The organism is Streptococcus equinus (genome assembly GCF_900101445.1).
Classification (GTDB): domain Bacteria; phylum Bacillota; class Bacilli; order Lactobacillales; family Streptococcaceae; genus Streptococcus; species Streptococcus equinus_B.
Genome location: NZ_FNKE01000003.1, coordinates 72,261 through 98,934 on the forward strand (window position 1 = coordinate 72,261; position 26,674 = coordinate 98,934).

General features: G+C 37.0%; 27 protein-coding genes and 1 tRNA gene. 8 read left to right on the forward strand and 20 right to left on the reverse strand.

What is annotated here, in order from left to right; all coding sequences use genetic code 11:
* Positions 1–58: 58 nt before the first annotated feature.
* The 9 genes from BLR83_RS08960 to BLR83_RS08995 all read right to left on the reverse strand — a co-directional run bounded on the left by BLR83_RS08960 (position 59) and on the right by BLR83_RS08995 (position 9,926).
* A complete protein-coding gene (locus BLR83_RS08960) occupies positions 59–2,002 on the reverse strand; it encodes a hypothetical protein (RefSeq protein ID WP_074561324.1) in 1,944 nt (647 codons plus the stop codon).
* Positions 1,999–4,224, reverse strand: coding sequence for a glycosyltransferase family 2 protein (locus BLR83_RS08965; protein WP_074561325.1), 2,226 nt, complete (start codon positions 4,222–4,224; stop codon positions 1,999–2,001). Before BLR83_RS08965 ends, BLR83_RS08960 begins: the two co-directional genes overlap by 4 nt.
* Entirely contained in the window at positions 4,211–5,278 is a 1,068-nt protein-coding gene (locus BLR83_RS08970) for a bifunctional glycosyltransferase family 2/GtrA family protein (RefSeq protein ID WP_074561326.1), read from the reverse strand. The genes BLR83_RS08965 and BLR83_RS08970 overlap by 14 nt, the downstream gene beginning before the upstream one ends.
* A 5-nt stretch (positions 5,279–5,283) precedes the next feature.
* Positions 5,284–6,309 (reverse strand): GGDEF domain-containing protein, encoded by a 1,026-nt coding sequence (locus BLR83_RS08975; RefSeq protein WP_074561327.1) that lies wholly within the window; start codon positions 6,307–6,309, stop codon positions 5,284–5,286.
* A gap of 230 nt (positions 6,310–6,539) precedes the next feature.
* Positions 6,540–6,607 (reverse strand) — tRNA-OTHER (locus BLR83_RS09930).
* A gap of 44 nt (positions 6,608–6,651) precedes the next feature.
* Positions 6,652–7,290 (reverse strand): tRNA (guanosine(46)-N7)-methyltransferase TrmB, encoded by a 639-nt coding sequence (gene trmB, locus BLR83_RS08980; RefSeq protein WP_039695961.1) that lies wholly within the window; start codon positions 7,288–7,290, stop codon positions 6,652–6,654.
* Positions 7,290–8,087 carry a cell cycle regulator CcrZ gene (ccrZ, locus tag BLR83_RS08985; protein ID WP_374220336.1) on the reverse strand — a complete coding sequence of 266 codons (798 nt, stop codon included), beginning with the start codon at positions 8,085–8,087 and terminating at the stop codon, positions 7,290–7,292. Before ccrZ ends, trmB begins: the two co-directional genes overlap by 1 nt.
* 76 nt (positions 8,088–8,163) lie before the next feature.
* Complete coding sequence (locus BLR83_RS08990) at positions 8,164–9,198, reverse strand: ABC transporter permease (protein ID WP_074561328.1); 1,035 nt, start codon at positions 9,196–9,198, stop codon at positions 8,164–8,166.
* A 2-nt stretch (positions 9,199–9,200) separates the two neighbouring features.
* Positions 9,201–9,926 (reverse strand): ABC transporter ATP-binding protein, encoded by a 726-nt coding sequence (locus BLR83_RS08995; RefSeq protein WP_074561329.1) that lies wholly within the window; start codon positions 9,924–9,926, stop codon positions 9,201–9,203.
* A 63-nt stretch (positions 9,927–9,989) separates the two neighbouring features.
* On the opposite strand from BLR83_RS08995, the gene BLR83_RS09000 reads away from it, so the two are divergent.
* Complete coding sequence (locus tag BLR83_RS09000) at positions 9,990–10,409, forward strand: HIT family protein (RefSeq protein WP_039695965.1); 420 nt, start codon at positions 9,990–9,992, stop codon at positions 10,407–10,409.
* Positions 10,406–10,711 carry a hypothetical protein gene (locus tag BLR83_RS09005; RefSeq protein ID WP_074561330.1) on the forward strand — a complete coding sequence of 102 codons (306 nt, stop codon included), beginning with the start codon at positions 10,406–10,408 and terminating at the stop codon, positions 10,709–10,711. The genes BLR83_RS09000 and BLR83_RS09005 overlap by 4 nt, the downstream gene beginning before the upstream one ends.
* Positions 10,712–10,796: 85 nt before the next feature.
* Here BLR83_RS09005 and brpA read toward each other — a convergent pair whose 3' ends face one another.
* The 11 genes from brpA to BLR83_RS10055 all read right to left on the reverse strand — a co-directional run bounded on the left by brpA (position 10,797) and on the right by BLR83_RS10055 (position 20,293).
* Positions 10,797–11,969, reverse strand: a complete 1,173-nt coding sequence (gene brpA / locus BLR83_RS09010; RefSeq protein ID WP_074561331.1) for a glycopolymer--peptidoglycan transferase LytR — start codon at positions 11,967–11,969, stop codon at positions 10,797–10,799.
* 10 nt (positions 11,970–11,979) lie between these two features.
* Positions 11,980–12,492 carry a GNAT family N-acetyltransferase gene (locus tag BLR83_RS09015; protein ID WP_074561332.1) on the reverse strand — a complete coding sequence of 171 codons (513 nt, stop codon included), beginning with the start codon at positions 12,490–12,492 and terminating at the stop codon, positions 11,980–11,982.
* Positions 12,485–12,928: a tRNA (adenosine(37)-N6)-threonylcarbamoyltransferase complex ATPase subunit type 1 TsaE gene (tsaE, locus tag BLR83_RS09020; RefSeq protein WP_074561333.1), complete on the reverse strand. Its 444-nt coding sequence runs from the start codon at positions 12,926–12,928 to the stop codon at positions 12,485–12,487. The genes BLR83_RS09015 and tsaE overlap by 8 nt, the downstream gene beginning before the upstream one ends.
* A gap of 118 nt (positions 12,929–13,046) precedes the next feature.
* On the reverse strand, positions 13,047–14,108 hold the full coding sequence (locus BLR83_RS09025; protein ID WP_074561334.1) for a DUF418 domain-containing protein: 1,062 nt from the start codon (positions 14,106–14,108) through the stop codon (positions 13,047–13,049).
* Between the two features lie 125 nt (positions 14,109–14,233).
* A complete protein-coding gene (locus BLR83_RS09030) occupies positions 14,234–14,803 on the reverse strand; it encodes a hypothetical protein (RefSeq protein WP_074561335.1) in 570 nt (189 codons plus the stop codon).
* Positions 14,796–16,208, reverse strand: a complete 1,413-nt coding sequence (locus BLR83_RS09035) for a sensor histidine kinase (protein WP_074561336.1) — start codon at positions 16,206–16,208, stop codon at positions 14,796–14,798. Before BLR83_RS09035 ends, BLR83_RS09030 begins: the two co-directional genes overlap by 8 nt.
* Entirely contained in the window at positions 16,205–16,873 is a 669-nt protein-coding gene (locus BLR83_RS09040) for a response regulator transcription factor (RefSeq protein ID WP_074561337.1), read from the reverse strand. The genes BLR83_RS09035 and BLR83_RS09040 overlap by 4 nt, the downstream gene beginning before the upstream one ends.
* A 52-nt stretch (positions 16,874–16,925) precedes the next feature.
* Positions 16,926–17,534, reverse strand: coding sequence for a DUF1361 domain-containing protein (locus BLR83_RS09045; RefSeq protein ID WP_074561338.1), 609 nt, complete (start codon positions 17,532–17,534; stop codon positions 16,926–16,928).
* Positions 17,535–17,702: 168 nt separating this feature from the next.
* Positions 17,703–19,124 carry an NCS2 family permease gene (locus BLR83_RS09050; protein ID WP_074561339.1) on the reverse strand — a complete coding sequence of 474 codons (1,422 nt, stop codon included), beginning with the start codon at positions 19,122–19,124 and terminating at the stop codon, positions 17,703–17,705.
* A gap of 105 nt (positions 19,125–19,229) precedes the next feature.
* Positions 19,230–19,829: a DUF1361 domain-containing protein gene (locus BLR83_RS09055; RefSeq protein ID WP_074561340.1), complete on the reverse strand. Its 600-nt coding sequence runs from the start codon at positions 19,827–19,829 to the stop codon at positions 19,230–19,232.
* Between the two features lie 101 nt (positions 19,830–19,930).
* On the reverse strand, positions 19,931–20,293 hold the full coding sequence (locus tag BLR83_RS10055) for a hypothetical protein (RefSeq protein WP_234793141.1): 363 nt from the start codon (positions 20,291–20,293) through the stop codon (positions 19,931–19,933).
* A gap of 308 nt (positions 20,294–20,601) precedes the next feature.
* Here BLR83_RS10055 and BLR83_RS09065 point away from each other — a divergent pair, with 308 nt between their 5' ends.
* From BLR83_RS09065 to serS, 6 genes are all read left to right on the forward strand, one after another.
* Positions 20,602–21,417, forward strand: coding sequence for a Cof-type HAD-IIB family hydrolase (locus BLR83_RS09065; protein ID WP_074561341.1), 816 nt, complete (start codon positions 20,602–20,604; stop codon positions 21,415–21,417).
* Positions 21,418–21,745: 328 nt separating this feature from the next.
* On the forward strand, positions 21,746–22,738 hold the full coding sequence (locus tag BLR83_RS09070; RefSeq protein WP_074561342.1) for a PTS sugar transporter subunit IIB: 993 nt from the start codon (positions 21,746–21,748) through the stop codon (positions 22,736–22,738).
* A 168-nt stretch (positions 22,739–22,906) separates the two neighbouring features.
* Positions 22,907–23,710: a PTS mannose/fructose/sorbose transporter subunit IIC gene (locus BLR83_RS09075; protein ID WP_074561343.1), complete on the forward strand. Its 804-nt coding sequence runs from the start codon at positions 22,907–22,909 to the stop codon at positions 23,708–23,710.
* A gap of 14 nt (positions 23,711–23,724) precedes the next feature.
* The gene (locus tag BLR83_RS09080; protein ID WP_039695974.1) at positions 23,725–24,636 is read left to right on the forward strand and encodes a PTS system mannose/fructose/sorbose family transporter subunit IID; all 912 of its coding nucleotides are present in this window, start codon (positions 23,725–23,727) and stop codon (positions 24,634–24,636) included.
* 77 nt (positions 24,637–24,713) lie between these two features.
* Positions 24,714–25,085, forward strand: a complete 372-nt coding sequence (locus BLR83_RS09085) for a DUF956 family protein (protein WP_003067503.1) — start codon at positions 24,714–24,716, stop codon at positions 25,083–25,085.
* 247 nt (positions 25,086–25,332) lie between these two features.
* Positions 25,333–26,610 carry a serine--tRNA ligase gene (gene serS / locus BLR83_RS09090; RefSeq protein WP_039695976.1) on the forward strand — a complete coding sequence of 426 codons (1,278 nt, stop codon included), beginning with the start codon at positions 25,333–25,335 and terminating at the stop codon, positions 26,608–26,610.
* Positions 26,611–26,674: the final 64 nt, after the last annotated feature.

Here is a 26,674-nt window from a genome sequence, read left to right on the forward strand (position 1 = left end):
TTATAGTAACATAATTTAAGGTCTTTGACAAGTCAAAAGCTTGATAGAATGGGAAATATCATCCTTTACCCGCAAGAATATCAGATGTCTTGTAAACTCCTGGAGCATAAGTACGTCCAAAAAGTTTCTTCGTCAAAGCATTGAAGGTGTAGTGGTCATCCAAAATAACAACTTCATCATAAGTTTTTAGCATGGCAATAAAATCTTTATCCGTAAAGGTGAAATCATCCCTTGCTTCAATATTTTCATTCCAAAGGTAATAACTTGTTGCGTTGTTACTGTAAGACTTCATCAATTCAAGAAATTCCTTATCTGCTTGGACAAAGTTTTCTCTGGCATCAACGTTAACGTCCCAAAGATAATAACGACTAGCATATTGTACAAAGAAACTATCCACGTGCTCCTTATCAGCTGTTACCACAAGAATTCGTTTTTTAGTCGAATCCATATTGTTACCTGTTAATTTATGGAGCTCTTTAGAAACTTTATTGGTTTCTTGGTTGTTGTTAAAGACAATGCTGTTGTTTTCAGATAATAGCATTCCCACCGCATAAATGGCTAAAACAAGCGTTGCGTATTGGTAAAGCCGTTTATTTAACAAAGTCTTATAAGACTTGGCGTTACGCTTGCTGAGGATTTGCTCATAAAGGCACTCATCCATTACCCAAGCAAGCGCCATGACCATGTAACCAAAAGCAAAGATAACCATACTTGACGCATAGCGTTCAAAACCAGCTAATTGTAGAGCCTCGTCTGTCGGCATAGCTGTCAAATACATCAACAAAATACTAATGTAATAAGTCACAATGGAAATATCAATGAAAAGCCAGGTCAACAAAACATCTTTTTTATGTTTCAAACGAATGCCAAGAATGATAAAGGCGACTAACAAAATCACATTGATGATGATAATACCTTGAGTTGATAAACTAGTCACATCAAAGACTGACTTGATAAAGAGCTTGATGATTTTTTCTGGCACCCCTCCTGAAACATGACCAGTCAAGATTTTACCCAAGTCAGCCATTGACACCGCGTGTTTAGCACTTGCTGCATTAGGAAAATTATTAGACACATGTTTTTGCCAGATGATAAACGGCAAGAAACTTGCCAAAATAGTTGTCACCATCATGATAAGCGCTTTTAGACGTGCTCTTTTACGGACTAACAAACGTACAACGCAAGCAATATAAGCAACTAAAGCTAACAGAACAAAAAAGAGTCCGCTAACTTTGACAATGCTAAGCAGTCCAAGAACAACCGCCGTATGAAGCGACATCATCCAGAAACGATTACGGTAGGCAAAGCAACCTGCTATAGCCGCCAAGGCAAGTGCTGGTAACAAGAAATCAACCAGCAAATTATTTAATCGAATGGCAACGTTAAAGGTATTAAAGACTGCAAATGAAGCAAATACCATAGCAACCATCAAGACACGACGTTCGTCACGCAAAGCGCCAAACATAGCGTATAGACAGGATGCAATAAGGAAGAATTGTCCAACTAGCATACTGCCTTCCGAAAAACCAACAATAGTCGTAAAGAAATAAATAAAGAGTGAACTACCAACAGGATAAGTATAATAACTGATAATCGTATCATACTGTGTCGGAAGAGCATTATTGATATGGAAGAATTTTACGATAGTCGCCCAGTGGGTGAAATTATCATAATGTAGAATTGGAGAATTCCAAAGGGTCATCCCAAATAAAAGCAGGTAAAAAATCATGCCAATAGAGATGTAATCCAACCTACGAACCTTAACCTTTTTCTTCCAAACCGACCATAAATAGTAAAGACTTAATAGACAGCCGACAGCAGATAAAGCGTAAACCGTCTCAAGCATCTCACCAACTAAACTACCAAGATGCAAGACCAAGGTAATAAATGCAAAAGTAAAGACCCAAGTCAATCGGCGATTCATCTTCAACCCATTACGGAAAAAGGCATCATACCCCATGGTAATAGCAAAGAACAAAAGTAATCTCAAAATAGTTATCATACTTTTTCCCTCCATTCATTTGCTAAAGCTTTAAAAGCAGGTAATTTTTCCAGAGCTGGAAGATTCACTACTTGGTAAAGTGACTCATCTCTATCAATGTCATAAGAAACAAAAGCAAGTTTAAAGAACATGTCATGATAGATAAAGTCGACAATCGGCTTTCTTCGTGGGTTTTCAAGTTGCCCAGAGAAAGTCATGTAGTAATAATTCGTCTTTCTAAGTTGACGTTTTTTGCCATCGTATAAGACCTCTTCATTCAAACGAACTTTTGGCAATGCAATCTGGTCATATGCTGAGACAGGACGTTCATTACTTTGGAAACGTCGGTTAAAGTTTTCAAATAAGTCATCCCAAGTCGTCATCCAAGAATCCTTGTGCGTTGGCAAATTGTGATTAATTCGGTCATAAATGTATTGGTAGAATTCACGGATATCAGCTGGATTAACTTCCGTAAATTGCACACCGTAGCGCCAGCATTTTTCACCAACCGCAACACGAACCACATGACCTTTAGCCTTCGCACGATAATCACGTGATTGCAAATGAAGTGTTATTTCTTTCGTCTTTGGCAAATAAAGTGGCAAATTAGTAATAAAGGAAATACCTGTTTCTGAAATATCACAAACCCTCACTTGGTAAGAATCATTATCAACCTCGATAGTCATCGGTTCATCAACAGGGAAACGTTCGCTTCCACGGTAAAGAGGACGACCAATCGCACAGAAAATGGCAAAGGTCAAGTTAACAATGTGATAAAAAAGCCAGAAACTAATGATACTACCATAGAAAAGTTCTGAACCAAATTTACCATAGTTAAAGGTCACCAAACCATACATGGCTAAAAGCCAAAGAACCGCATAAGGAATGGCATACAGATACAAGGTCCATGAAGAGTCATTACCTTTTCTGGTAACCTTAAATTTCTTTTCACTAATACCGAAAGACTCCATCATCAAAGGAATCACCAAGTAAGGTGCAAAAATGGTTTCAACAATTTCACCCCAAACTTGCGTACGATATTCTTTGGAAACCTCCCGCATGGATAGACGCGTCAAAGCATAACTTGGCAACCAGAAAAAGAAGAGCAACCAAATGTTTGACACCACCACGCGCACATGAAAGACTGTGTACAAAATCGGAGCCAAGATGTATAACAAACGTCTAAAGAATGACCACCAGTATAGATAACCGTTGATGTAAACCAAACGTTGTCCCTTGGTCAAGTTTTTATTGAAGAAGACGTTCATGTTATAACTACTCTTAATAACCCCACGTCCCCAACGAACACGCTGCTTGATAACACTCTTTAAATCTGTCGGTGTTAAACCACTAGCCATTGGACGTTTCGTTGAATAGTTGACATAACCTGCCGCATTCATTCGAACCCCAAGTTCAAAATCTTCGGTAATGGTATCTGTCGGAAATCCACCAACATCTTCAATAGCCTTACGGAAAATAACCGTGTTTGAACCAGTGTAAACCGCTGCACCACGCGCATTGTTGAAAACATTGATTTCTTTTGAAAAAAAATCTTGTTCATTAGGCAAAGTTTCTTCTGAGAACAGATTGTATTGGAAAATGTCTGCATTGTAAAAACTTTGTGGAGTTTGAATCAAGCCAATTTTTGGTTTGTCATACTTGTCACCTCTTTCATAAGCCTCAACTTGCTCAATGAAATATGGCACAGCTTCCATCAAAAATTCACGGTATGGAATCATATCCGCATCAAAAGTTGCCACAAGCGGAGCTGATGTTTTACTAAGCGCATTATTGTAGTTTCCTGATTTAGCATCTTTATTATCAGATAAACCAAAATAACCAACACCAAGTTCTTCTGCGATTTTAGCAACTGCTGGACGATTGGTATCATCACAGACAAAGATGCGAACCTTTGATTTGTCAGGATAATCTAAGTAAGTACAGGCATTAATGGTCTTGTAAAGCAAATCAGGATCTTCATTATGCGTGGCAATCAGGACATCAACATCAGGATAACGGTCATAAGGAATATCTGGTTTTTCCAGCTCGAAGTTCTTCTGCTTATTCAAAATAAGAATGTATCCTGTAATCGCCGAGACCACTTCACTAAGCCATAACAAAATCCCAAAAATCAAAGCAAACCAAGAATCATGCCATGGAATCGTCGCAAATAAACGCCAAGTCAAGTAAAAGACCGTGGTGGCAAAGGCGGCAATATATAGTAAGTTTTTAAGCTTCTTCATTTCCACCTCCACTAAAGACTAAATGTTTTTGAATAAAGTAGCTCACAAAGAAGAGCAAACCATCGACAACAATTTTAACGATTGAAATCGGAACAGCTGTCAAGGCATTTCCGACTATGGTTACCAAAAGACTTGATACCATGATTTGCACAATGACAAGAATAAAGTACTTAATGGCGCTGCTGGCTTTACCTTTCTTGAAAACAACCTTGTGATTCAAGAAATAATTCACCACTGATGAAATGGCGCGTGCCAAAACCGAAGCAAGGGTAACAGCACTAAGACTTAAGCCATTAAAGAGTGAAATCAAAATCGTAAAAGCAACAATATCTACTAAGAATGAGAATAGTGATGAAAAAATATACTTAAAGAATACCTTATAAATGCGAAGTGAATCACGAATAACATCAAAGTGTGACGATTGATTTTCATCGAGATAAATCGTTGCAATACCAACTTCACGAATTGGAATACCATCTTCCTTAGCTGCTAAAAGCATGTTCATCTCAAATTCATAACGTTCTCCTTCTACGTCAAGCATTCTTTTTAGCCAAGCCATCGGCAAAACACGAAGACCCGTTTGAGTATCAGAGACTTTCATACCCGTAAAAGCATCCAAAACATCACGCGTCAAAAGGTTACCAAATCGGCTGCGGAGCGGAACAGAGTTTTCGAATTTTCTAACCCCAAGTACCAAGCTCTCTGGATATTTTAGAAATTCATCCAAACATTTAAGTGTATCTTCATAGGTGTGCTGACCATCAGAATCAATGGTAACAATCCCTTTAGCTTGTGATAAATGCTCAAGAATGTAAGAAATAGCTGTTTTTAAAGCACGCCCTTTACCTTTATTTTCAGCGTGAGTTAATAAATGACAAGCGTATTTTTCTTTGGCTTCAGTAAATAAAGCTTTATAAGCAGCACCGCTACCATCATCAACAAGGACAATTTCAAAAGGCTTACTTTCGCGCGCTCGAATATCTCTTAACAATTCTAGCATGCGTTGATCAGGTTCAAAGGCAGGAATAACAATAACAACATCTTGATAGATCATAAGCTTTATCCTTTCTGATTTTTATCACGATACATTCTCTCATCAGCACAAGCACAAAAATCAACAAATGTCTTATGAGCTTGATAAGAATCTGTATAAGAACCGAGCGAAGCCGTTACCGGCATATCTTTTACCATCATTTCGATTTTAACCAGATTGATTAAAAAATCAGCCTGACGCATCGAAACTCCGGGGAGTAAAACAGCAAATTCATCGCCACCAAGCCGTGCAACTACAGCATTTTCTGGCATTACCTTAGTTAAAATCTCACCATACTCAATCAATATCTGGTCACCACAAGAATGACCATAAGTATCATTAGCTTCCTTAAATTTATTCAAATCAGACATGATAACCGTAATTGGATTTGTCTTATTTAACACACATTCATCAAAGGCCAGCTCAATGTAGCGACGATTATGAACTTGAGTTAAGACATCCTCATACGCCAATCTCTGCATTTCGAGTTCTTGTTTTCGTTGCTCCGTCACATCAACAACAATCGAAAAAGCGCCAATAATTCTCTTTCTTCGATTATATATCGGAGAGAACATATTTTGCCAATAAAGTGTCTTACCATCATATTCGATAGTATCTAAGGACGTAAAAGTCTCACCTTTCAGTGCTCTATCGACATTAGCTTTTAGCTCTGCTGATCTTTCAGCATCTAAATGCCGTAGCGGACAATCACCAATCTTTGGAGTGAAGTTAAAGATTTCTTGCATGAGACGAATATCATTTCGATTGATAGCCATAAAACGATAATTCAAATCAAGAGCATACATATTGATATACTCAGAACTCTCAAGGATAAAGTAGGATAACATGTGACGTCTTCGATTGAGATAAGATGCCAATAAACTCACACCTAATATAATAATTGAAATGAGTAGTTCCACAGGATTCTTATGATTAATAACAATCTCATCATAAGCCAGCTTCAACATCAAATTAAATGCTACCAAAGCCCCAAGATAGGTCAACCAGCCTTGATACTTATATAATAATTCTTTTATTCTACCTAAAAGCATACAGCCTCACTATTCTAAGCAAGTTTTCCCACATTAGGCACTTGCCGCATCACCTAAATAACGATTTATAAGGATATACCGCCATTAACTCCAGTGAGTTTTTCTTTTCATAATCTTATCCCCTTTTTTCTTATTTAATCGCTAAAACCATTAAAGAAGCAAAAAACGCCCCAAACATTCAGATTTGTTTAAAAAATCAAAGGACGTTTCTTTTTCTATTCAATTGTGTAAGGAGAGGAAGGGAATCGAACCCTAAAAGCCTAAGAATTTCTTACGCCTATCCACTAAGTACCTCTCCAACAGAAGATTAGCAAACTAACTTCTTTTTATAACATCAGCGAATCACTGAAACTGTGCTTCCACACGATAAATGACTTGACCTTTTTTAGAAAATTTCTCTTCATATTCAGTCATGACATTTCCTTCAAAATCACTAGCATGCAAATCAAGCCAAACTTGTTTTAAAATCATGCCGTATTGTGAGAAGCTTGCCAAGCTGTATTCGAACAAGCCACGGTTATCAGTTTTAAAGTGAATTTCACCGTGTTCAGGTAAGATTTGACGGTAAGTATCTAAGAATGTTTTGTAAGTCAAACGACGTTTTTCGTGACGTTTCTTAGGCCATGGATCTGAGAAATTCAAATACATCAAATCAATTTCGCCATCCGCAAAATAATTTGTCAAATCAGAACCATCAACTAGCAACAAACGAACATTTGGTGCTTGACTATCTAAAACTTTATCCAAAGCGTAGCTAAGTACTGATACTTGAATGTCAATTCCGATATAGTTAATATCTGGATTTTGCAAAGCCATTCCTGTAATGAATGCTCCTTTTCCTGAACCAACTTCGATGTGGATTGGGTTATCATTACCAAAGACTTCACGCCAATGTCCTTTTGCTTCTTCTGGATTTAAGATAACATAGTGTGGGTTATTTTCTAAGTGCTCCTCAGCACCCTTACGTTTTCTAACTCGCATTATTTCTTTTTACTAACTAACTCCCTAAATTTTCGTAAGCCGTAAATTTCTTGATTGACGTGTTCCATATCACGTTTGTCAAAACATTTCAAAATCTGTGATAGATATGAAAATTGTCCGTACCAAGCAACTTTACTGCGTACTTTTTCATTGTCTTTATAGCCATAATAATTCAACCACTCACCCCAACGTGTGTAAGGAATGTAGTGACTCAAAAGAAAGGCTACATCGTACATTCGATCCGTCAAACGAACTGAATCCCAGTCAACAAGGTAAATCATACCACTTGTTGTGATAACCCAGTTACTGTGTTTGATGTCCCCATGTACAATGGTCGCAACTTCAGAACGAAATTCTGGTAAGCTACGTTTTAGTTCTTTTACAATACCTTGCAAATACGTATTTTCACGAATTTGCAACGGTGCATTTTTTTCCCAGTCAACCAACAAATCATATGGATTTTCAATCTTATAGTTTAACTGTAACAATTGGTTAACCAATGGTCGTGACTTGTGTAAACGCAAAAGAATATGGACAATCTGTTTACTACCCATATCCTCTTTAGTCAAAATTCTTCCATCAAGCCATTCTTGTGCACTCATTGTATCGCCATTACCAGTGCGACGCACCCACAACAATTGTGGCGCAATCTGCTCTTTAGCAAGAGCTGGTAAAATTGGTGTCGTGTTAAACTTGATAAAGATTTTTTCACCATTCGGATATTGACCAATAAAGGCTTTCCCACTTTTTCCTCGAAGTGGTGTCATTGTCAATTCCTGATCTGATACTGTTGTCACCTGTCTGCCCTCCTTTTCTTTCATATATAATACGTTAATACTTTTCTTCACTTTTATTTTACTTGTTTTACAGTCCCTAGTCAATCATCTTCGCAATTTTGTAAGGAAGATACCATTCTGTAACAATTACAGTAATCAAAATCAAAAGCCCTGCAGCCTTCAAAGAAAAACATAATAACACATCAAGCAAGCAAATCATATAAGATAAAGTTCGTAGCAAAGCCTTTAAATTCGCCATTTTCTGCGCTTCTGAAATGGGGTATAAGCGTGTTAAATATTGATACTCAAAATGTTGAGCAAGTCCTAACAACTGAAACAGTAAAAGATAATTAAAAATTAAAGCAAGGCCTGCTGCTACCAGATGATTTGGAATAAACAGCAAAGCAAGAACACCTAATAAAACCAGACGCAAAGTTAAAGCAAGATAATCCGAACTACGAAGAAAGGCCCTGAGATAAAGGTTTGACCATGTTTTATCGTGACGTTTCTTAACCAAACCAAGCATCTTATCTAAGTAAATACGACGTTTGACACTTGCCGAAATTCCCTTAACCGTTGTGAAGAGGGCAAAGAATTTCAAAATAGATTGACGGCGTTTGGTTTCATAAGTAATGGCAGTTTCCCAAGAAAAATGACCATTTCTAAAAAAGACTTTTTCTTTTCTTGCCATAATCACCCACTTGATACCAAGTAAAATTAGCAAAAGTACCGCAAAAACTGGAACTGAGAAACCTAATTTAAAGAAAATAGGTGCTAGCAACAAGAAAACAGCTGTTTGTAGCACTGCCCAAACACCAAAAGACCGAACCCTAGCTTGATGAATCCAAGCCACCACTTCTTCTTCCTTCGGCAAATAAAATAGCTTATCTGGTGCCTCAATATAAGTTGCAATTTTACCAAGACTAAGAAGAGTAAGCGTCACAATGACCAAAATGACATCAATCCACCAATGTTGCTTTGGAAAATGCTTTAATAACTCACCATATTGGACCATCAAAAAGCCTGACAAGAAAAGTAAGACCAAGACAAAATGATCATTTAAGACATAACGCAAGTATTTCAGACATTGCCCTAAAAAGAGGCTACGTCGTTTTTGAAAAACTTCTTTCATTTTTACCCCTCTTTAGTTAAAGCCATGTAGATATCGTTCAAACTAGCATCTTCTTTTCCAAAAGCTTGACGCAATTCAGCTAGATTTCCCATCGCACGCACTTGACCATGATGCAAAATCACAAAACGGTCACACATTTTTTCAGCAGCATCTAACACGTGTGTTGACATTAAAATAGCTTTGCCTTTTGCTTTTTCCTGCGCTAGCAAATCCGTCAAATCAGAAATCGCCAAAGGGTCTAGTCCCAAGAATGGCTCATCAACGATAAACAAATGCGGATCAATCATAAAAGCACAGACAATCATAACCTTTTGCTTCATCCCTTTTGAAAAATTAATCGGGAACCACTCAAGCTTATCAGACAAACGGAAAATTTTTAGCAATTCCTTGGCACGCGCCATTGCTTCATCAAAATCAAGGTCATAAGCCATGGCAACTGTCTCTAAGTGTTCACGCAAAGTCAACTCTTCATACAAGCTTGGCGTTTCAGGAATAAAACCAATCTTTTTGCGGTACTCTGCTTGATTATCAGCCAAAGTCAAACCATCAAGGGTAATTTTTCCTTGATAAGGTGTCAAAAGCCCGATGACTTCATTAATGGTTGTTGACTTACCAGCACCATTTAGCCCAATCAAGCCAACCAACTCACCGTCACCAACTTCAAAAGAAATATTTTTTAAAACAGGGATATTAATGTATCCACCTGTGACATTTTCAATTTTTAACATAAGCTACCCACATTTTTTTGATATAATAATTATAACAAAATCAAAGGATTATAGGTGATTCAAATGGAAAATTGCATCTTTTGTAAAATTATCGCAGGTGACATTCCGTCATCAAAAGTTTATGAAGACGATAAAGTCTTAGCTTTCTTAGACATTTCACAAACAACTAAAGGACACACTCTCCTCATTCCAAAAGAACACGTTCGTAACGTCCTTGCTATGTCTGAAGAAACATCACAAGAACTCTTTGCGCGCTTGCCAAAAGTTGCGCGTGCTGTTCAAAAAGCGACTGGAGCTGTTGGCATGAACATCGTCAACAATAACGAAGAAGTTGCTGGACAAACAGTTTTCCACGCTCACGTTCATCTCATTCCACGTTATGCTAACGACGACGAATTCTCACTTAACTTCACAGAACACGAACCAGATTTTGAAGCTCTTGGAAAATTAGCAGAGCAAATTGTTAAAGAGGTAGAAGCATGAAATTAAGCTCTTTTATCGCCTTAGTCCTAGCTGGATGCGCTGGATTTACAGCTTACCAAGCTTACCAAAAACGCGAAGAGATTAAAGACGATATCGCTGATGCTAACGATATCAGTGACAAAATTGCTGCAGATATTACTAAAATCAACCAAGCGATTGATAATATCAACCAACAATTACCAAAACTTGAAAGCATTAGCCAAGAATTGGACTACAAACGTCGCTTATTTGAACAAGAAAGCAATAGCCGACTTGAACAAATCAAAATGACACTTTCAAAATACCAAGAATTAGAACAATAACAAAAAGTACTGGAAAATTCCAGTACTTTTTGTATGCCTCTCAAATCTAAAATGAAAAGCCGACCAAATAGTCGACTTTTTTATGTTAATATGCATAAGCACTTGCATCTTGTGAATAAGTATCGGTTGAGTAATCACTGTAGCCACTGTTGCTATAATCACTATAACCGGTGTCATAACCTGTGCTATAGCCACTATCATAACTGCTATAATCGCTACTGTAATCACTACTATAATAAGATGAAGTACCGTAAAGATTCTCAGAAAGAACTGCTGTTGTTTTTAATTCTGTGCTTTCTTCTAAACCAAGTTGTTTCTTAATACGATTTTGCACTTCAAGCAAATGATCAGAACTTACGATTTGGTAAGAAATTTCATTAATCGTTTGTCCTTCACCCTCTAACTGATACGTTTCAATATTTTTTAGAGAATCCGCATAACCAAGAAGACTTGGAATGGTACGTGATGAAATTTCAACGTTTGTTTGCATGTTCTTACTTACAGCAGATAGAATTTTCTTGTAAGATGACACACTATCAAGAGCTAAAATTTTCTTAAGCACTTTTTGGATAACTTCACGTTGACGTTGTTGACGACCGTAGTCTCCTTTTGGATCTTGGTGACGCATACGTGCGTATACCAAAGCTTGGTCACCATTAATCTTGTGAGTTCCAGGTTCAATTGATGACGTGTATTCGGGCTCTGTCTCTTCAATTGAGATTGGGAAATCAAAATCATTTGTGACTGTGATACCACCTACGGCATTAACTAAGTCAACCAAACCTTGCATGTTGATTTGCATGTAGTAATCAATCTTAATATCAAGCAAATCTTGGATGGTCATGATAGCCATTTGGGCTCCACCTGAAGCATAAGCAGCATTCAATTTAGCTTGAGCACCATTCATATTATTGTCTTCAGGTCCTGTTAATTCAATAAGAATATCACGTTCAAGACTTGTCATTGTTGTTGTCTTCGTCTTAGGGTTAACAGTTACCAAAATCATTGAGTCACTGTTACCTTCCCAAGTTGAATGACGTTCAGAATCCCCTGTATCAACCCCCATCAAGAGAATTGAGAAAGGTTTTGTCTGTTTAATAGCATTGCTACTTGAACCAGACGTCTTGTAATCCTTAAACGTTTTTGAGAGCTCACTTGTCGAGAAATTGTAAGCACTTGTAATATAAACACCTAATGCAACAACTGTTGTCACAACGATTGCTGCTATCATAAGCAGAATTTTTTTTCCGAGTTTCATTTGTTTACTTTTAGTCTATCAACCTACTCATCAAGTAGACGTCAAGAAATTCTCCATCTTTAGTTTTTGCGCCACGTTCTTTAGTAGCTTCAATCTTAAAACCGAACTTTTCATAAAGGTGAACAGCTCTGCTATTTCTAGCCTGAACCGTCAACTCCAAACGACGAATCACTGGCGTGTGGCAAGCCCAATCAAGAGCAACTTCCATAAGAAGCGAACCGAGACCATATCCCCAGTATTTTTCTTGCACAGCAATGAAAATATCGCCGATATGATTAGTTTGTGGTGAGCTAGTGCTGGATACATTTAAAACACCAGCCAACTCTTTACCAACTCTTACGACCAAGCAAATTTCATTAACAGACTCAAGATGTCGCTCCAAGAAAATCTTCATATCTTCTTGTGACAAAATCGTTTCTGCAACCACAAAATCTGTCTCTTGACTAACCTGACTAAGCAAGTCAACCAAGGCTTTGGCATCAGAGAGTTGGGCTTCTTCAACGATTACCTCTTGTTCAGCCACGTTCTATAGCCTCCGAAAGCTCCTTACTTCGTGGGCCATTAGATTGTAACTCAATGTCACGACCATCTCCTGAAGGAGTGATAATGATTTCTAAATAATCGCCAAGTAAATCTTCTTCTAAAAGTTCACCCCATTCGATGACAGCAACACCATCACCATACAAGAAATCATCCAAATCAATAGAATCTGGGTCATTTCCAATACGGTAAACATCTAAATGATAGAGCGGTAAACGCCCCTCGTATTCCCGAACAATCGTATAGGTAGGACTCTTAATCATCTGATCGATATCAAGGCCCTTTGCGATTCCTTTTGTTAATGTCGTTTTACCAGCACCAAGATTTCCAGTCAAGACCAGAACATCTCCTGCTTGTAACTTTCGACCGAGTCGATAACCGTAAGCCATCAACTCATCTTCATTATGACTATAAAACATGAGTCCATTATATCAAAAATCTGCTTACCTTCCAAGTCTCGCCAGTTTTTACAATTTTAAATTTTTATTAAAAATGTCATTAAGCTAGCACCACATTGCGCTCTAGCCTTAAAAATTCTTAAATAAATTTCTTTTCAAATTTTCGAACATTCTTTTCAAATATAGCTAAATTCGTCTTTTGAATCCCCCAGCCAATAGCTACTACCAAAATAAAAATTCCAATATCCCCTAGGAAGAAATTTCCAATTTCCCAATCAACAACATTACTACCACTGATTCCTACTCCCCAAGCAAAAATAAATTGCAAAACATACATGGTAAGTGAAACTTGACCAACTTTACTAAATAATGATATTAATTTTGGAAGTTTGCTTTCTAAATAAAGCAGGGTAGCAATAAAAATAAGACAGCCCCCAGTTCCGATTAATAATTCGAAACTTGATCCACCTTGAGGGGCATCAACAAATAACATAGTCCAATTGATTTGACCAACATTATTTGGCCAAACTGCAAAATCACTGGCTGTTTTATCATAATTTGTCATCGTTATTTTTTCTGTAATTCTGAATAATTTTGGAAGTACATATAATGCAAATGATTTTGCTGGAATTAAAATTGTTGTTCCAAAAATTAAAAGATTTTTTTGGATTTTGGGATTATTTAACTCCATACGACCTATTAAAATACCCAAACTAAAGACAGGGAGCCAAGCCACTGCAGATAGTGGACCTCCAGCAATATCTGCTAAAAGGACAGAACCTGATAAATAACTAAGTCCAATAACCATGATAATCGGACAAATAATATAACTTAATGAAATCCACAAAGTTAGCATTTCATCATCCATATCCAGAAATGGAATTGAAATTAAATAAAGTATTGCATAAGCTGGTAAAACAACTCCAAAAGGTGCATTAAGCAAAATAATACCATAGCCTATTAAATCAATGAAAACTGATCTTACCAATATTTTTACTCGAAAAACTTTTTGACTTCCTAAGTGACCATATTTCTTAAACATAAGGCTATAGGAAATTCCCGAGCACAAAACAAATAGAATCATTGTATTGCCAGATACAAAGGCATTTGTACTATTTGAAGCAAAATGCTGAATATACATACCAATAACAGCAAGTCCTCGAATAGCATCTAAAGCTAATAACCGTTTATTTGAAGGCATTTTTTTCCTCTTTCATCAGTTTTTATCAGTTGTTCAACCTGATATAGCTATTATAAAATCTTGTTATTATCTTCTTTTTCAAAAGTTGTAAAATATTTGTAAATAAAAAATAAGTAGCCATATAGCTACTTATCCTTTTGATAATAAATAATTTTTCCTGTTGCTTTATCCAGTCCCATTTCAGCGACAGTCTCTCTATTATCATTCAATACTAAATATAAGGTATCTGCCTCATCTTCTTTCACCGTTTCCTCTATAGATGCACTTGTAAATTTCACCTCTGACAATTGCCAAAAATCGGTTGCAATTTTATCGAGTTCCTCACCAGTTTTTTCAGATTCTCCACCTGTAATTTCTGCATTAAGAGTAATAATTTTTTGTGTTTCCATGTCCATTGATAGTTGATATTTTTCTTTTTCCTTGCTGACCGTTAGCATCCAGTAATTCGAATGATTCTCAATATTTGAAATATCAACTGTATAGGATTTCTGCGAGAATTTTTTATCATAAATTTTCTCAAGAACTTGAAGCATTTTTTTCTTAATAATTTCTGTCTTAATGTTGTTATTAGAAGCAATCAGTATATCATAATTTAATTCCTCATGATAAACCTTATTTAGTGCCATTGGTTGAAACATCATCATACCAAATAAAAATAGCAAAAAAACTATTGCTCCAACTATTTTCTTAAGCATGCTCAAACTCCTTTTGACGAATTTTAACTCTCGTTCCCTTATTTAACTCACTATTGATAGTAATATCAAAATCTAAAAGTTCAGCAATATCATGAACAAGACTCATTCCTAAACCAAAACCATTTTTCAAGGTAGAACGAGACTTGTCGACAGTATAAAAAGGTTCAAAAATCTTTTCTAAATCCTCTTCAGAAATACCATTTCCGTTATCACTGATGATAATTTCATTTGGCGATAGCTTAACATTAAGTAAACGTTCCTGTTTCTCACGACTTGCTTTAATACCATTATCAATAATATTCAATAAAAGTGTCCGTAAGAGAAAAGCATCTGTTTCTAGATAACATTTTTCACCCTCAACAGTAAATTGTATGTCTTCCCTTTCTATGACTTGTTTTAGACTAGCTTGAATATCTTCCATAAAACTTAAAAGTTCTATCATCTCTAGCTTAACTTCACTTTTATCAAGAGAAATTAAGCGGAATAGATTCTCTGATAACTGCTCAATGCGTTTACCATTTTGATAAATCTGAGTAAAGACGTAAGGAAGTTTATCAACGTCGTTTACCTTTTCTTGTCCCTTATACAAACTAGAATAACCAATAATTGCAGTTAAAGGAGTTCTAATTTCATGCGTTAACGCACTTATAAAACGTTCCTGCTGCTGATTTTTTAATTCTAAAGCATTTACATGGTAATTGATCTTATGTGACATATCATTTACTTGATCACTCAACGTTTGAATTTCTTCTATTTCTGAGATGGTTTCAATTTCTCCAGTGTAATCTTGTTTGGCTAAATTCTGAATTTTTTTCAATAAATCACTTAAAGGGCGGCTAATTTGGATACTTAATTTTCCAATAATAAATCCTGCCACCAACAATGAAAAGATATTAAAAATGAGTAAGTAAAAAAAGAATAAATAGCGTTGTTGATAACTACTTTCAACATTAAGATAGTAAACTAAATGATATGTTTGATTTTTTAATTCTAATTTTCTTGATAAAATCAAAAAATGATTTCCATCTTCCTTGGTAAGAAGATAAGAAATATCATTTCCTTTTGCCTTTAGCAAATCCTTGGGCACTTTGTAATTATCATTGCTCTGATAAATACTCTTCCCTTTTTGATTTAAAAATTCTAACTCTTGTTGATAACCATTTGTAGTAAGATTCAAATAACTATATGCTCTCTCACGAATGATTTCTTCTGCAGTCATGTAAGATGATTGTTTATTTTCATCATTGACATAAGCATAGATATTAGCAAATGTTTGAAAAGCGACAGTTTTATTTTGATTAAAACTATTAATAAACAAAATTTGAATCAGCAACAATGAAAAGACATTTAGCAAAACAGCAAAGAGACAAGTAATTTTTACAAAAAGATAGCGATTCAATTTCATAATTTCACCAACTTATATCCTACTTTATAGACTGTTTGTAATTCTTGACTCAAATCTAACTTATCGCGTAATTGTCTAACATGAACATCTACCGTTCGAGTGCCACCCATATAATCAAAATTCCAAACATCCTCTAACAATAAATCACGACTTAGTGCGATATTTTGATGTTGTAAAAAATAAACCAACAAATCAAATTCTTTAGCTGTTAAATCAACTAGGTGTCCATTCTTTTTAACCAAGCGCTCTTGTTGTTGAACCTCAATATCTTTGTAAATTAGAGAAGTACCTATTTCAACCTTTGGTCTTCTCCTCAAAATAACTTCAATCCGAGCTAAAAGTTCAATTGGCTCAAAAGGCTTAACAACATAATCTTCCGCCCCTAGCTTGAGTCCCATGACACGATCTTGAACAGATACTTTTGCTGTTAAAAAAAGAATTGGAATATCAATATGTTTACACTTCATCTCTTGCAACACTTGATAACCATCCTTCACAGGAAGCATGATATCAAGCAAAATTAAATCAAAATGTTCCTTTTCAATGAAATCTAATGCTTCTTGACCATCAACCGCTTCTTGAAAAGTATAATTTTCTAATTGTAAAGTCATCTTGATGACATCGCGAATTGACTGTTCATCATCAACAATTAAGATATGTGCCATAGTCTCCTCCTCGTGTTCATTTTACCAAAAGCACTTCTATTTTACACATAATTCACTCACTTTCTGCTGTCGAAAAAACTAAAATCCAGAATTGTAAAATAGTGTATCCTAAAACAAATTGCAATCCATTCTGAGGTAAAACATCAATCAACTCTTTTACAACTAATAAAGGATTACTAATGATATCCCACGAATTAAGACGCGCATAACGTCCAATGTGAATTGCAAAACTCGATAGTAACGAAAGCCCAACAAAAAAGAAAATGCGGCCTTTTCCCCAATACAGAGGGTAAAACTTCAAAAACTCTTTAATACTTTCAATGCCACAAAATACACCAAATAAAATGCTTGAAATAAAGGCAAAATAAAGAGCCAAGCAAGATGAATCTGCCAAAATATTACCAACAAATTCCATATGAACAATATCTGTTAGCATGTAAAAAGTATTTGGATAAAAGAAAAACCAACAGACAACTAAGATCCGCGCAAATACGCTCGTCTGATGTCTTATCGCATTTGCTACTAGTATAAAATAATAAGCCACTGCTGATAAAATCATATTCCACACCAAATCTGGACCATAAAAATCAATAAAGTTAATATAAAAAGCATTACCGATTAAAATAATTGGAATTAAATACCCTATTTTTAGTTTAAACAATAATATATCCTCTTCATTTCATATTTTTTAATCAAGGCAAAGGATAATATAACCAAAAGAAATACCAAACTGATTTTTAATATGTAAAAAAGTTGTAAAATATTTCGCTACACAAAAAAAGCTGAAGGCGAGAGAACGATACCTTCAGCTTTATTGAAAACTTTTATTTTATAGAATTGCCAAGCTAACAAAGTTAAGAATAAACAATGCATCTAAAACCCACATAACAGCGTGAACTTCTTTTGCTTGACCTCTTACAATTTTAACAAGTGTGTAAGTGATGAATCCAGCAGCAATACCATAAGTAATGCTGTAACTGAATCCCATAAAGATTGATGTGAAGAATGCTGGCACTGCTTCTCCAAGATCATCCCATTTAACATGTTTAAGATTTGAAAGCATCATGATACCAACAATGATAAGAATTGGAGCAGTTGCTTGTGTAGGGACGATTGAAACAAGTGGACTAAAGAAACTTGAAATAGCAAATAGTACAGCAACTGTAAGAGCAGTCAAACCTGTACGACCACCAGCTCCGATACCAGCTGCTGATTCAACGTAAGTTGTAACGTTTGAAGTACCTGCGATAGCACCCAATGTTGTACCAACTAGGTCAGAGTAAAGCGCACGGTCAAGTTTTTTAGATTCTTTATTACCACCAGTTGTTGTGATAATACCAACTTTTGCACCAGTACCAACAAGTGTACCAATTGTATCAAAGATATCTGTCAATGAGAAAGCAAGGATTGCCATCAAGACACCTGGAATACGTGAAGCATCTGAGAACAATGAACCAAGACCTTGACTACCTAGAGCAACACCAAAGATTTTTTTCAAATCATTGATTGATGCAGATAGATTAGTTGCTTCCCAGTCGACTGAACCAAGGTCAACAACACCGATTAAAATACCAATAATAGTTGTTGCTGCGATTGAAAGAATAACGCCTCCGCGAACCCCTTTAACAATAAGCAAGATTGAAATTGCAAGTCCAATCAAAGCAAGGATAACGCCTGGGTTATCAAAAGCGACCAAACCTGGCGTAGCTGATGAGTTAGCTGTAATAGATGCAAGACCTTTATCAGCTCCAGTACCAGCTACTGTGTATGTACCAGCATCAATAGAGAATTTCAAGAAACCAGCATTTTTAATTCCAACATAAGCAAGGAAAATACCGATACCAGCTGAAATAGCTGATTTCAACGCTGCTGGAATTGATTCAATAATCAATCGACGAATTTTAGTTACTGTGATAAATAGTGAAATGAGACCACAGATGAAAACCATAGCAAGTGCTTCTTGCCAAGTATATCCGAGGGCAAAAACAACTGTATATGTGAAGAAGGCGTTAAGTCCCATACCTGGTGCTTGCGCATATGGAAGATTAGCGTAGAAGGCCATCATCAATGTACCTACAACAGCACCGATAATTGTAGCAAGGAACACACCTTGTGTAGGCATTCCAGCTTGTGAAAGGATTGATGGGTTAACGAACAATACATATGACATTGCAAAGAATGTTGTTAAACCAGCAGTTACTTCTCTACGAACATTTGTACCATGTTCTTTAAGTTTAAAAAACTTTTCCATTTTTAAATGGTTTCTCCTTTTAATAAGGTTAATGATAGTCGCTTTTTCTTCTATTTCCGAACGACTTATATATTCTATCAAAAGATTGTTCAGTTTTCAATAACTTTATTTAAAATTTTCACGATCTAAAAAAATAAGACATAAAACCTGTAAAAAAGTAAAGCCAAGCACGAAATGAATAGCATTCCAGCTAATCACATTCAAGATTTCATCAATCACTAGGCCAGGTCTAGTGAAAATATCCCAAGAATTTAGCCTTGCATAACGTCCAATATGAATCGCAAAACTCGAAACAAAAGATAGAATTAAGATAAAAAACATTCGGATATAATAATTTTTCAACTTAAAAGTCACCACAATGTTCTTCACACTTTCAATGCCACATAGAACTCCAAATAAAATACTAGACACATACAACATGTACAGAATCAAGCTAGTTTTATTCCACAAGACCGAATCGGTAAAATTCATATGAACAATATCAGTTAACATGTAAAAAGTGTTCGGATAGAAAAACAACCATAAGAGACCACTTACCCATCTCATCACTTTGTGTTTTGTATAATAGGAAAGAAGTGAAAAATCAAGAGCTAGCAGCGCCAGAAACATGTTCCATACCAGATCTGGACCTTGCAAATGATAGTAATAAATGCCAAACGAAATGATTCCAAAAAAGATGTGGATCAAAACATTCTTTTTAACCATATTTTCTCCCCCTTTCTTAAGGCCTATTATAGCAAAAAAGCCCTAAAATTACCCTTTAAAACAAGTAATGGAGACGAGAATACCTCGCCTCCATTTTTCTATTAATCATTATCAAGAACAACAAACATCATGACCTGAACGACCATCAACCCAAGAATAAAAGGCATGTTAATCGTCGATAAAGCTTTCGCTGCTTCCTCAAAGATATTCAAGTGTTGGTTAATAATTACCTTCCACGTAATTCCTAATGTTCGGAGTACCTGAAAAAGTAAACTTGCAAAGAATGCTACTCCCATCACAAAGAATACTTGAATATACTGATTTAATTTCAAAGGTTTTAAAATCATTCGTAAGCTTAGTGTCCCTGCAACCAATGAAAATACTAGCACTGCCAAATAAATCATAAATGATGTCATCCCATCAGCAGACCATAAAACGGATGTCGCCCATGATCTATCTGCCACACTAAACAAAACATTTAAATTATTCGGGTAGAAAAAACACCATAAGACAAATGCTGCCACTCGTAGAACAATGTGCTTAAAATAAAAAACGAAAAATCCCATTTCCACTGTTAACAATGAAAATAGCACATCATTCATCAGCCCATTACTGTCTGCATGAAAGAAAGTAATGCTTAAAATGATCCCTAATGCAAACACATGACTCCAAAAAATTTTATACATTATCGCAACCTCATTTTTTATTAAAACCATTATATCATACCTACTTTTCTTTTTCTTTGCCACTCTTTTTTGTTATAATAACACCTATGACAAAGAAAAAAATGATTGCTCTTGATTTGGATGGCACGCTGCTACGCAGTGACAATACCATCTCAGATTATACTGTTGATACGATTAAAAAAATACAAGAAAAAGGTCACAAGGTCGTTATTGCGACAGGTCGTCCATACCGCATGGCTCTTGAGCACTACCGCCGCTTACAACTTGAAACACCTATGATTACCTTTAACGGTTCCTTGACACACCTTCCCGAAAAAAAATGGGACTTTGAACACAGCGTCACTATCGATAAACAATACCTGCTTGATGTCCTAGACATCCAAAAAAGTATCCAAGCAGACTTTATCGCTAGTGAATACCGTAAAAAATTCTTCATCAGTGCCGATAATCACGACATCATCAATCCACAACTTTTTGGTGTTGATAAAATCACCGATAAAATGACACTTGATGTAACAAAAATTACCGAAAATCCAAATGGTCTTTTGATGCAAACTCATCACGAGGACAAATACGCTCTTGCCGATGAAATGCGCAAATACTTCAACCACGAAATCGAAATTGATTCATGGGGCGGACCACTTAATATCTTGGAATTCTCACCTAAAGGCGTCAACAAAGCCTATGCTCTCAAGTACTTACTAAAAACTCTAAACATGAACCGAGAAGACTTGATTGCCTTTGGTGATGAACACAACGACACTGAAATGTTGACCTTCGCTGGGACAGGCTACGCCATGAAAAACGCTAGCGATGTTCTCCTACCATTTGCTGATAAACAAACAGACTTCACCAATGAAGAAGACGGTGTTGCGAAAGAATTAGCGAAAATTTTTCTATAAATTTCTGAAAAACTTCTTTTTAGGAAGTTTTTTCTTTTTTTCATCGTTTTCAAAACCTTTTCATGATTCTTTCAAAAAACATAGCATTTTTCCCGAACATTATTTTGCGAATTATACAATTTAATCGCTTTATTTTGCGGGTTTCTGAAAATTTTTCATGATTTCTGTTATTTTTTCTCAAAAAGCTATTGCATTTTTTGTGAAAACGTTTTACAATAATATCGTTCTTAAAATTTCCTTGGAACGGAAAAGAATTGCCGAGCTTGCTCGGAAGGAGATTATTCTTTTTTGTTTCAACGAAAAATAATCATAAGGAGGAAGAACAAGAATGGGTATCGGTATTATTATTGCCAGCCATGGTAAATTTGCTGAAGGTATTCATCAATCAGGTTCTATGATCTTTGGTGACCAAGAGAAAGTTCAAGTTGTAACTTTCATGCCAAGCGAAGGACCTGATGATTTATATGCACACTTCAACGATGCTATCGCACAATTTGATGCTGATGATGAAATCCTCGTACTAGCTGACCTTTGGAGTGGTTCTCCATTTAACCAAGCTAGTCGCGTAATGGGTGAAAATCCAGACCGCAAGATGGCTATCATTACAGGTCTTAATTTGCCAATGCTTATCCAAGCCTACACTGAGCGTATGATGGACGCAAATGCAGGTGTTGAACAAGTTGCCGCAAATATCATTAAAGAGTCTAAAGACGGTGTTAAAGCACTTCCTGAAGAACTCAACCCAGCTGAAACAGCTGCTGCAGCGCCTGCCGCACAAGCTGCTCCTCAAGGTGCTATCCCTGAAGGAACTGTCATCGGTGATGGTAAACTTAAAATCAACCTCGCTCGTATTGACACACGTCTTCTTCACGGACAAGTTGCAACAAACTGGACACCAGCTTCCAAAGCTGATCGTATCATCGTTGCATCAGACACTGTATCTAAAGATGAATTGCGTAAAGGCTTGATCAAACAAGCAGCACCAAACGGTGTTAAAGCAAACGTAGTTCCAATCAAGAAATTGATTGAAGCTTCTAAAGACCCTCGTTTTGGTAACACACACGCACTTATCTTGTTTGAAACACCTCAAGAAGCTCTTGAAGCTATCGAAGGCGGTGTGCCAATTAAAGAACTTAACGTTGGTTCAATGGCTCACTCAACAGGTAAAACAATGGTTAACAACGTATTGTCAATGGACAAAGATGACGTTGCTACATTTGAAAAATTACGTGACCTTGGCGTAACATTCGATGTTCGTAAAGTCCCTAATGATTCTAAAAAAGACTTGTTTGATCTAATCAAAAAAGCAAACGTTCAATAATTTTTGAATTGAGCTTCCAGCAGGGCAAAAAAGAAAGCGTTTCTATGAAGGGCTTTCATACGTCTTGCAAGATTCAAACTTTCCTGTTTTTATCCAAAACATGTAAGCCTTGGTTTCTGGCTTACAATTGCACATTGAAAACTTTTATAAACGAAAGGAACTAGAATAATGTCAGTTATTTCTATGATTTTAGTCGTTGTAGTTGCCTTCTTCGCTGGTCTTGAAGGTATCCTTGACGAATTCCAATTCCACCAACCACTAGTTGCCTGCACACTTATCGGTCTTGTTACTGGTAACCTTGAAGCAGGTATCATCCTTGGCGGTTCTCTACAAATGATCGCTCTTGGTTGGGCTAACATTGGTGCCGCTGTTGCGCCTGATGCTGCCCTTGCTTCTGTAGCTGCTGCTATCATCATGGTTAAAGGTGGAGACTTCACTTCTAAAGGTATCGCAGTTGCAACAGCAACAGCTATCCCTCTTGCCGTTGCAGGTCTTTTCCTTACTATGCTTGTTCGTACTGCTTCTGTTGCCCTTGTTCACGGTGCTGACGCTGCCGCTAAAGACGGTAACATCGCTGCAGTTGAACGTACTCACTTGGTAGCTCTATTCCTTCAAGGTCTTCGTATTGCTGTTCCTGCTGCTCTTCTTCTTGCAGTACCAACTTCAGCAGTACAATCTATCCTTAACGCTATGCCAGACTGGTTGTCAGGTGGTATGGCTGTCGGTGGTGGTATGGTTGTTGCCGTAGGTTACGCTATGGTTATCAACATGATGGCTACAAGCGAAGTATGGCCTTTCTTCGCTATCGGTTTTGCCGTTGCCGCTATCTCTGACCTTACTCTTATCGCCCTTGGTACAATTGGTGTTGCTCTTGCATTCATCTACCTTAACCTTTCAGAAAAAGGTGGAAATGGTGGCGGAACTGTTTCAGGTTCTGGTGACCCAATCGGCGACATCTTGGAAGACTACTAGAAAGGGGTACAAACATGGCTGAAAAACTTCAATTATCAAAATCTGATCGTCAAAAAGTTTGGTGGCGTTCTACTTTCCTACAAGGTTCTTGGAACTACGAACGTATGCAAAACTTGGGTTGGGCATACGCTTTGATCCCTGCCATCAAAAAACTTTATACATCTAAAGAAGACCGAGCTGCTGCTCTTGAACGTCACTTGGAATTCTTCAATACTCACCCATACGTTGCTGCTCCAATCATCGGTGTAACTCTTGCCCTTGAAGAAGAACGTGCAAATGGTGCTGAAATTGATGATACAGCTATCCAAGGGGTTAAAATCGGTATGATGGGACCTCTTGCTGGTGTTGGTGACCCAGTCTTCTGGTTTACAGTTCGTCCTATCCTTGGTGCCCTTGGTGCTTCACTTGCTATGGCAGGTAACATCGTTGGTCCACTTCTATTCTTCTTCGGATGGAACATCATCCGTATGGCATTCTTGTGGTACACTCAAGAACTTGGTTACAAAGCTGGTTCTGAAATCACAAAAGACCTTTCAGGTGGTATCATCCAAAAAATCACTAAAGGTGCTTCAATCCTTGGTATGTTCATCTTGGCTGTCTTGGTTGAACGTTGGGTATCAATTAACTTCACTGTTGATCTTCCTTCAACTAAACTTTCAGAAGGTGCTTATATCGAATTCCCTAAAGGAAACGTAACTGGTACTGAACTCCAAGGTATTCTTGGTAAAGTGGCTGATGGACTTAGCCTTTCACCAGAAAAAGCTAACACACTTCAAGGTCAATTGAACTCATTGATTCCTGGTTTGATGGGACTTGCTCTTACATTCCTTTGCATGTGGTTGCTTAAGAAAAAAGTTTCTCCAATCACAATCATCATCGGATTGTTCATCGTTGGTATCATCGCTCGTTTCTTCGGAATCATGTAATGAAAGAAAGGAAGGATTTCGGTCCTTCTTTTTTTATTATGTTATAATAGACTAAAAGCTAATTCAGAGGAGATTACATGGCACAATCACTTAACTCTACCGTGGAATTAACGACTACTGGTGTTTCTTACCTTGGCATGGGAGGAAAAGTTGGCAAATTCCTTCTCGGTAACAAAGGTCTTGAATTTTATAGCGACGCTAACGTCGAAGATTATATCCAAATTCCTTGGGAAAACATCGAAAAAATCGGCGCTAACGTTTCTCGTAACAAAGTCAGCCGTCACTTTGAAGTCTTCACAGACAAAGGAAAATTCCTTTTTGCTTCAAAAGACTCAGGAAAAATCTTAAAAGTGGCTCGCCAGCATATCGGAAACGACAAAGTTGTTCGTATGCTTACACTTGTTCAAGTCCTTATGAAAAAACTAACAGGATTTGTCAAAAAGAAATAAATCTAGTATAATAAGTAGTACGGATAAGTAAGAGTGGAGCTCTTTCAGAAAGTCTGCGGTTGCTGTGAGCAGATAGAGCGACAGGTCTGAAATTCTACCGTTATATCAATTAAAAATAGAAATTAAGTGCACAGGATGTGAAGCTGGATGGAACCGCGCGATTGCGCTCCAGCAGTTAACATGCTGTGCTTTTTGTTCATCTGGGCACAGCTAACCCTATGAGCGCTAAAAAAACTGGAGGAAACTTATGTTAGACATCAAACGTATTCGTAACGATTTCGACGAAGTCGCTAAAAAATTAGCTACACGTGGCGTTGCTGCTGAAAAACTTGCTGAACTTAAAGAACTTGACGACAAACGTCGTGAATTGCTTGTTAAATCTGAATCAGCTAAAGCTGAACGTAACACTGCTTCTGCAGCTATCGCTCAAGCAAAACGCAACAAAGAAGACGCTTCTGAACAAATCGCTGCAATGCAAAAATTGTCAGCAGACATCAAAGCTACTGACGCTGAACTAGCTGAAATCGATGAAAAATTATCTGAATTCACAGCAACACTTCCAAACATCCCAGCTGCTGATGTTCCTGTTGGTGCTGACGAAGACGAAAACGTTGAAGTTCGTCGTTGGGGAACACCTCGTGAATTTGACTTTGATATCAAAGCTCACTGGGATCTTGGTGAAGACCTTGACATCCTTGATTGGGAACGTGGTGCAAAAGTTACTGGTTCTCGTTTCCTATTCTACAAGGGTCTTGGAGCTCGCCTAGAACGCGCTATCTACAACTTCATGTTGGATGAACACGCAAAAGAAGGCTACACAGAAGTTATTCCTCCATACATGGTAAACCACGACTCTATGTTTGGTACTGGTCAATATCCAAAATTCAAAGAAGATACATTTGAATTGGCTGATTCTGACTACGTTCTTATCCCAACTGCTGAAGTCCCACTTACAAACTACTACCGTGGTGAAATCCTTGACGGTAAAGAACTTCCAGTTTACTTCACAGCTATGAGCCCATCATTCCGTTCAGAAGCTGGTTCAGCTGGTCGTGACACACGTGGTTTGATTCGTCTTCACCAATTCCACAAAGTTGAAATGGTTAAATTCTCTAAACCAGAAACTTCATACGATGAATTGGAAAAAATGGTTGCTAACGCTGAAAACATTCTTCAAAAACTTGGTTTGCCATACCGCGTTATCACACTATGTACTGGAGACATGGGATTCTCAGCTGCTAAAACTTACGACCTAGAAGTTTGGATTCCAGCTCAAAACACTTACCGTGAAATCTCAAGCTGTTCAAATACTGAAGACTTCCAAGCACGTCGTGCGCAAATCCGTTACCGTGACGAAGCTGATGGTAAAGTTAAACTTCTTCACACACTTAACGGTTCAGGTCTTGCAGTTGGACGTACAGTTGCTGCTATTCTTGAAAACTACCAAAACGAAGATGGTTCTGTAACAATTCCAGAAGTACTTCGTCCATACATGGGTGGAGCTGAAGTTATCTCACCTAAATAATAAACCTAAAACACCTACTAATCACTTGATTAGCAGGTGTTTTTTTGTATAAGAAAAAATCCCC

Excerpts from the sequence above, each read along its gene's own strand:
- BLR83_RS09050 (WP_074561339.1), bottom strand. The coding sequence starts at position 19,124 with ATGGAAAAGTTTTTTAAACTTAAAGAACATGGTACAAATGTTCGTAGA.
- BLR83_RS09055 (WP_074561340.1), bottom strand. The coding sequence starts at position 19,829 with ATGGTTAAAAAGAATGTTTTGATCCACATCTTTTTTGGAATCATTTCG.
- tsaE (WP_074561333.1), bottom strand. The coding sequence starts at position 12,928 with ATGTTTTATAGTCATAATGAAGATGAGTTGATGGCTTACGGTTATCGA.
- BLR83_RS08995 (WP_074561329.1), bottom strand. The coding sequence starts at position 9,926 with ATGTTAAAAATTGAAAATGTCACAGGTGGATACATTAATATCCCTGTT.
- BLR83_RS08970 (WP_074561326.1), bottom strand. The coding sequence starts at position 5,278 with ATGATCTATCAAGATGTTGTTATTGTTATTCCTGCCTTTGAACCTGAT.
- BLR83_RS09035 (WP_074561336.1), bottom strand. The coding sequence starts at position 16,208 with ATGAAATTGAATCGCTATCTTTTTGTAAAAATTACTTGTCTCTTTGCT.
- BLR83_RS09065 (WP_074561341.1), top strand. The coding sequence starts at position 20,602 with ATGACAAAGAAAAAAATGATTGCTCTTGATTTGGATGGCACGCTGCTA.
- BLR83_RS09030 (WP_074561335.1), bottom strand. The coding sequence starts at position 14,803 with ATGCTTAAGAAAATAGTTGGAGCAATAGTTTTTTTGCTATTTTTATTT.
- BLR83_RS09075 (WP_074561343.1), top strand. The coding sequence starts at position 22,907 with ATGTCAGTTATTTCTATGATTTTAGTCGTTGTAGTTGCCTTCTTCGCT.
- BLR83_RS08960 (WP_074561324.1), bottom strand. The coding sequence starts at position 2,002 with ATGATAACTATTTTGAGATTACTTTTGTTCTTTGCTATTACCATGGGG.
- BLR83_RS09040 (WP_074561337.1), bottom strand. The coding sequence starts at position 16,873 with ATGGCACATATCTTAATTGTTGATGATGAACAGTCAATTCGCGATGTC.
- BLR83_RS09005 (WP_074561330.1), top strand. The coding sequence starts at position 10,406 with ATGAAATTAAGCTCTTTTATCGCCTTAGTCCTAGCTGGATGCGCTGGA.
- BLR83_RS09080 (WP_039695974.1), top strand. The coding sequence starts at position 23,725 with ATGGCTGAAAAACTTCAATTATCAAAATCTGATCGTCAAAAAGTTTGG.
- BLR83_RS08975 (WP_074561327.1), bottom strand. The coding sequence starts at position 6,309 with ATGCTTTTAGGTAGAATAAAAGAATTATTATATAAGTATCAAGGCTGG.
- BLR83_RS09025 (WP_074561334.1), bottom strand. The coding sequence starts at position 14,108 with ATGCCTTCAAATAAACGGTTATTAGCTTTAGATGCTATTCGAGGACTT.
- BLR83_RS09085 (WP_003067503.1), top strand. The coding sequence starts at position 24,714 with ATGGCACAATCACTTAACTCTACCGTGGAATTAACGACTACTGGTGTT.
- BLR83_RS08990 (WP_074561328.1), bottom strand. The coding sequence starts at position 9,198 with ATGAAAGAAGTTTTTCAAAAACGACGTAGCCTCTTTTTAGGGCAATGT.
- BLR83_RS09070 (WP_074561342.1), top strand. The coding sequence starts at position 21,746 with ATGGGTATCGGTATTATTATTGCCAGCCATGGTAAATTTGCTGAAGGT.
- trmB (WP_039695961.1), bottom strand. The coding sequence starts at position 7,290 with ATGCGAGTTAGAAAACGTAAGGGTGCTGAGGAGCACTTAGAAAATAAC.
- BLR83_RS09000 (WP_039695965.1), top strand. The coding sequence starts at position 9,990 with ATGGAAAATTGCATCTTTTGTAAAATTATCGCAGGTGACATTCCGTCA.
- serS (WP_039695976.1), top strand. The coding sequence starts at position 25,333 with ATGTTAGACATCAAACGTATTCGTAACGATTTCGACGAAGTCGCTAAA.
- BLR83_RS08965 (WP_074561325.1), bottom strand. The coding sequence starts at position 4,224 with ATGAAGAAGCTTAAAAACTTACTATATATTGCCGCCTTTGCCACCACG.
- brpA (WP_074561331.1), bottom strand. The coding sequence starts at position 11,969 with ATGAAACTCGGAAAAAAAATTCTGCTTATGATAGCAGCAATCGTTGTG.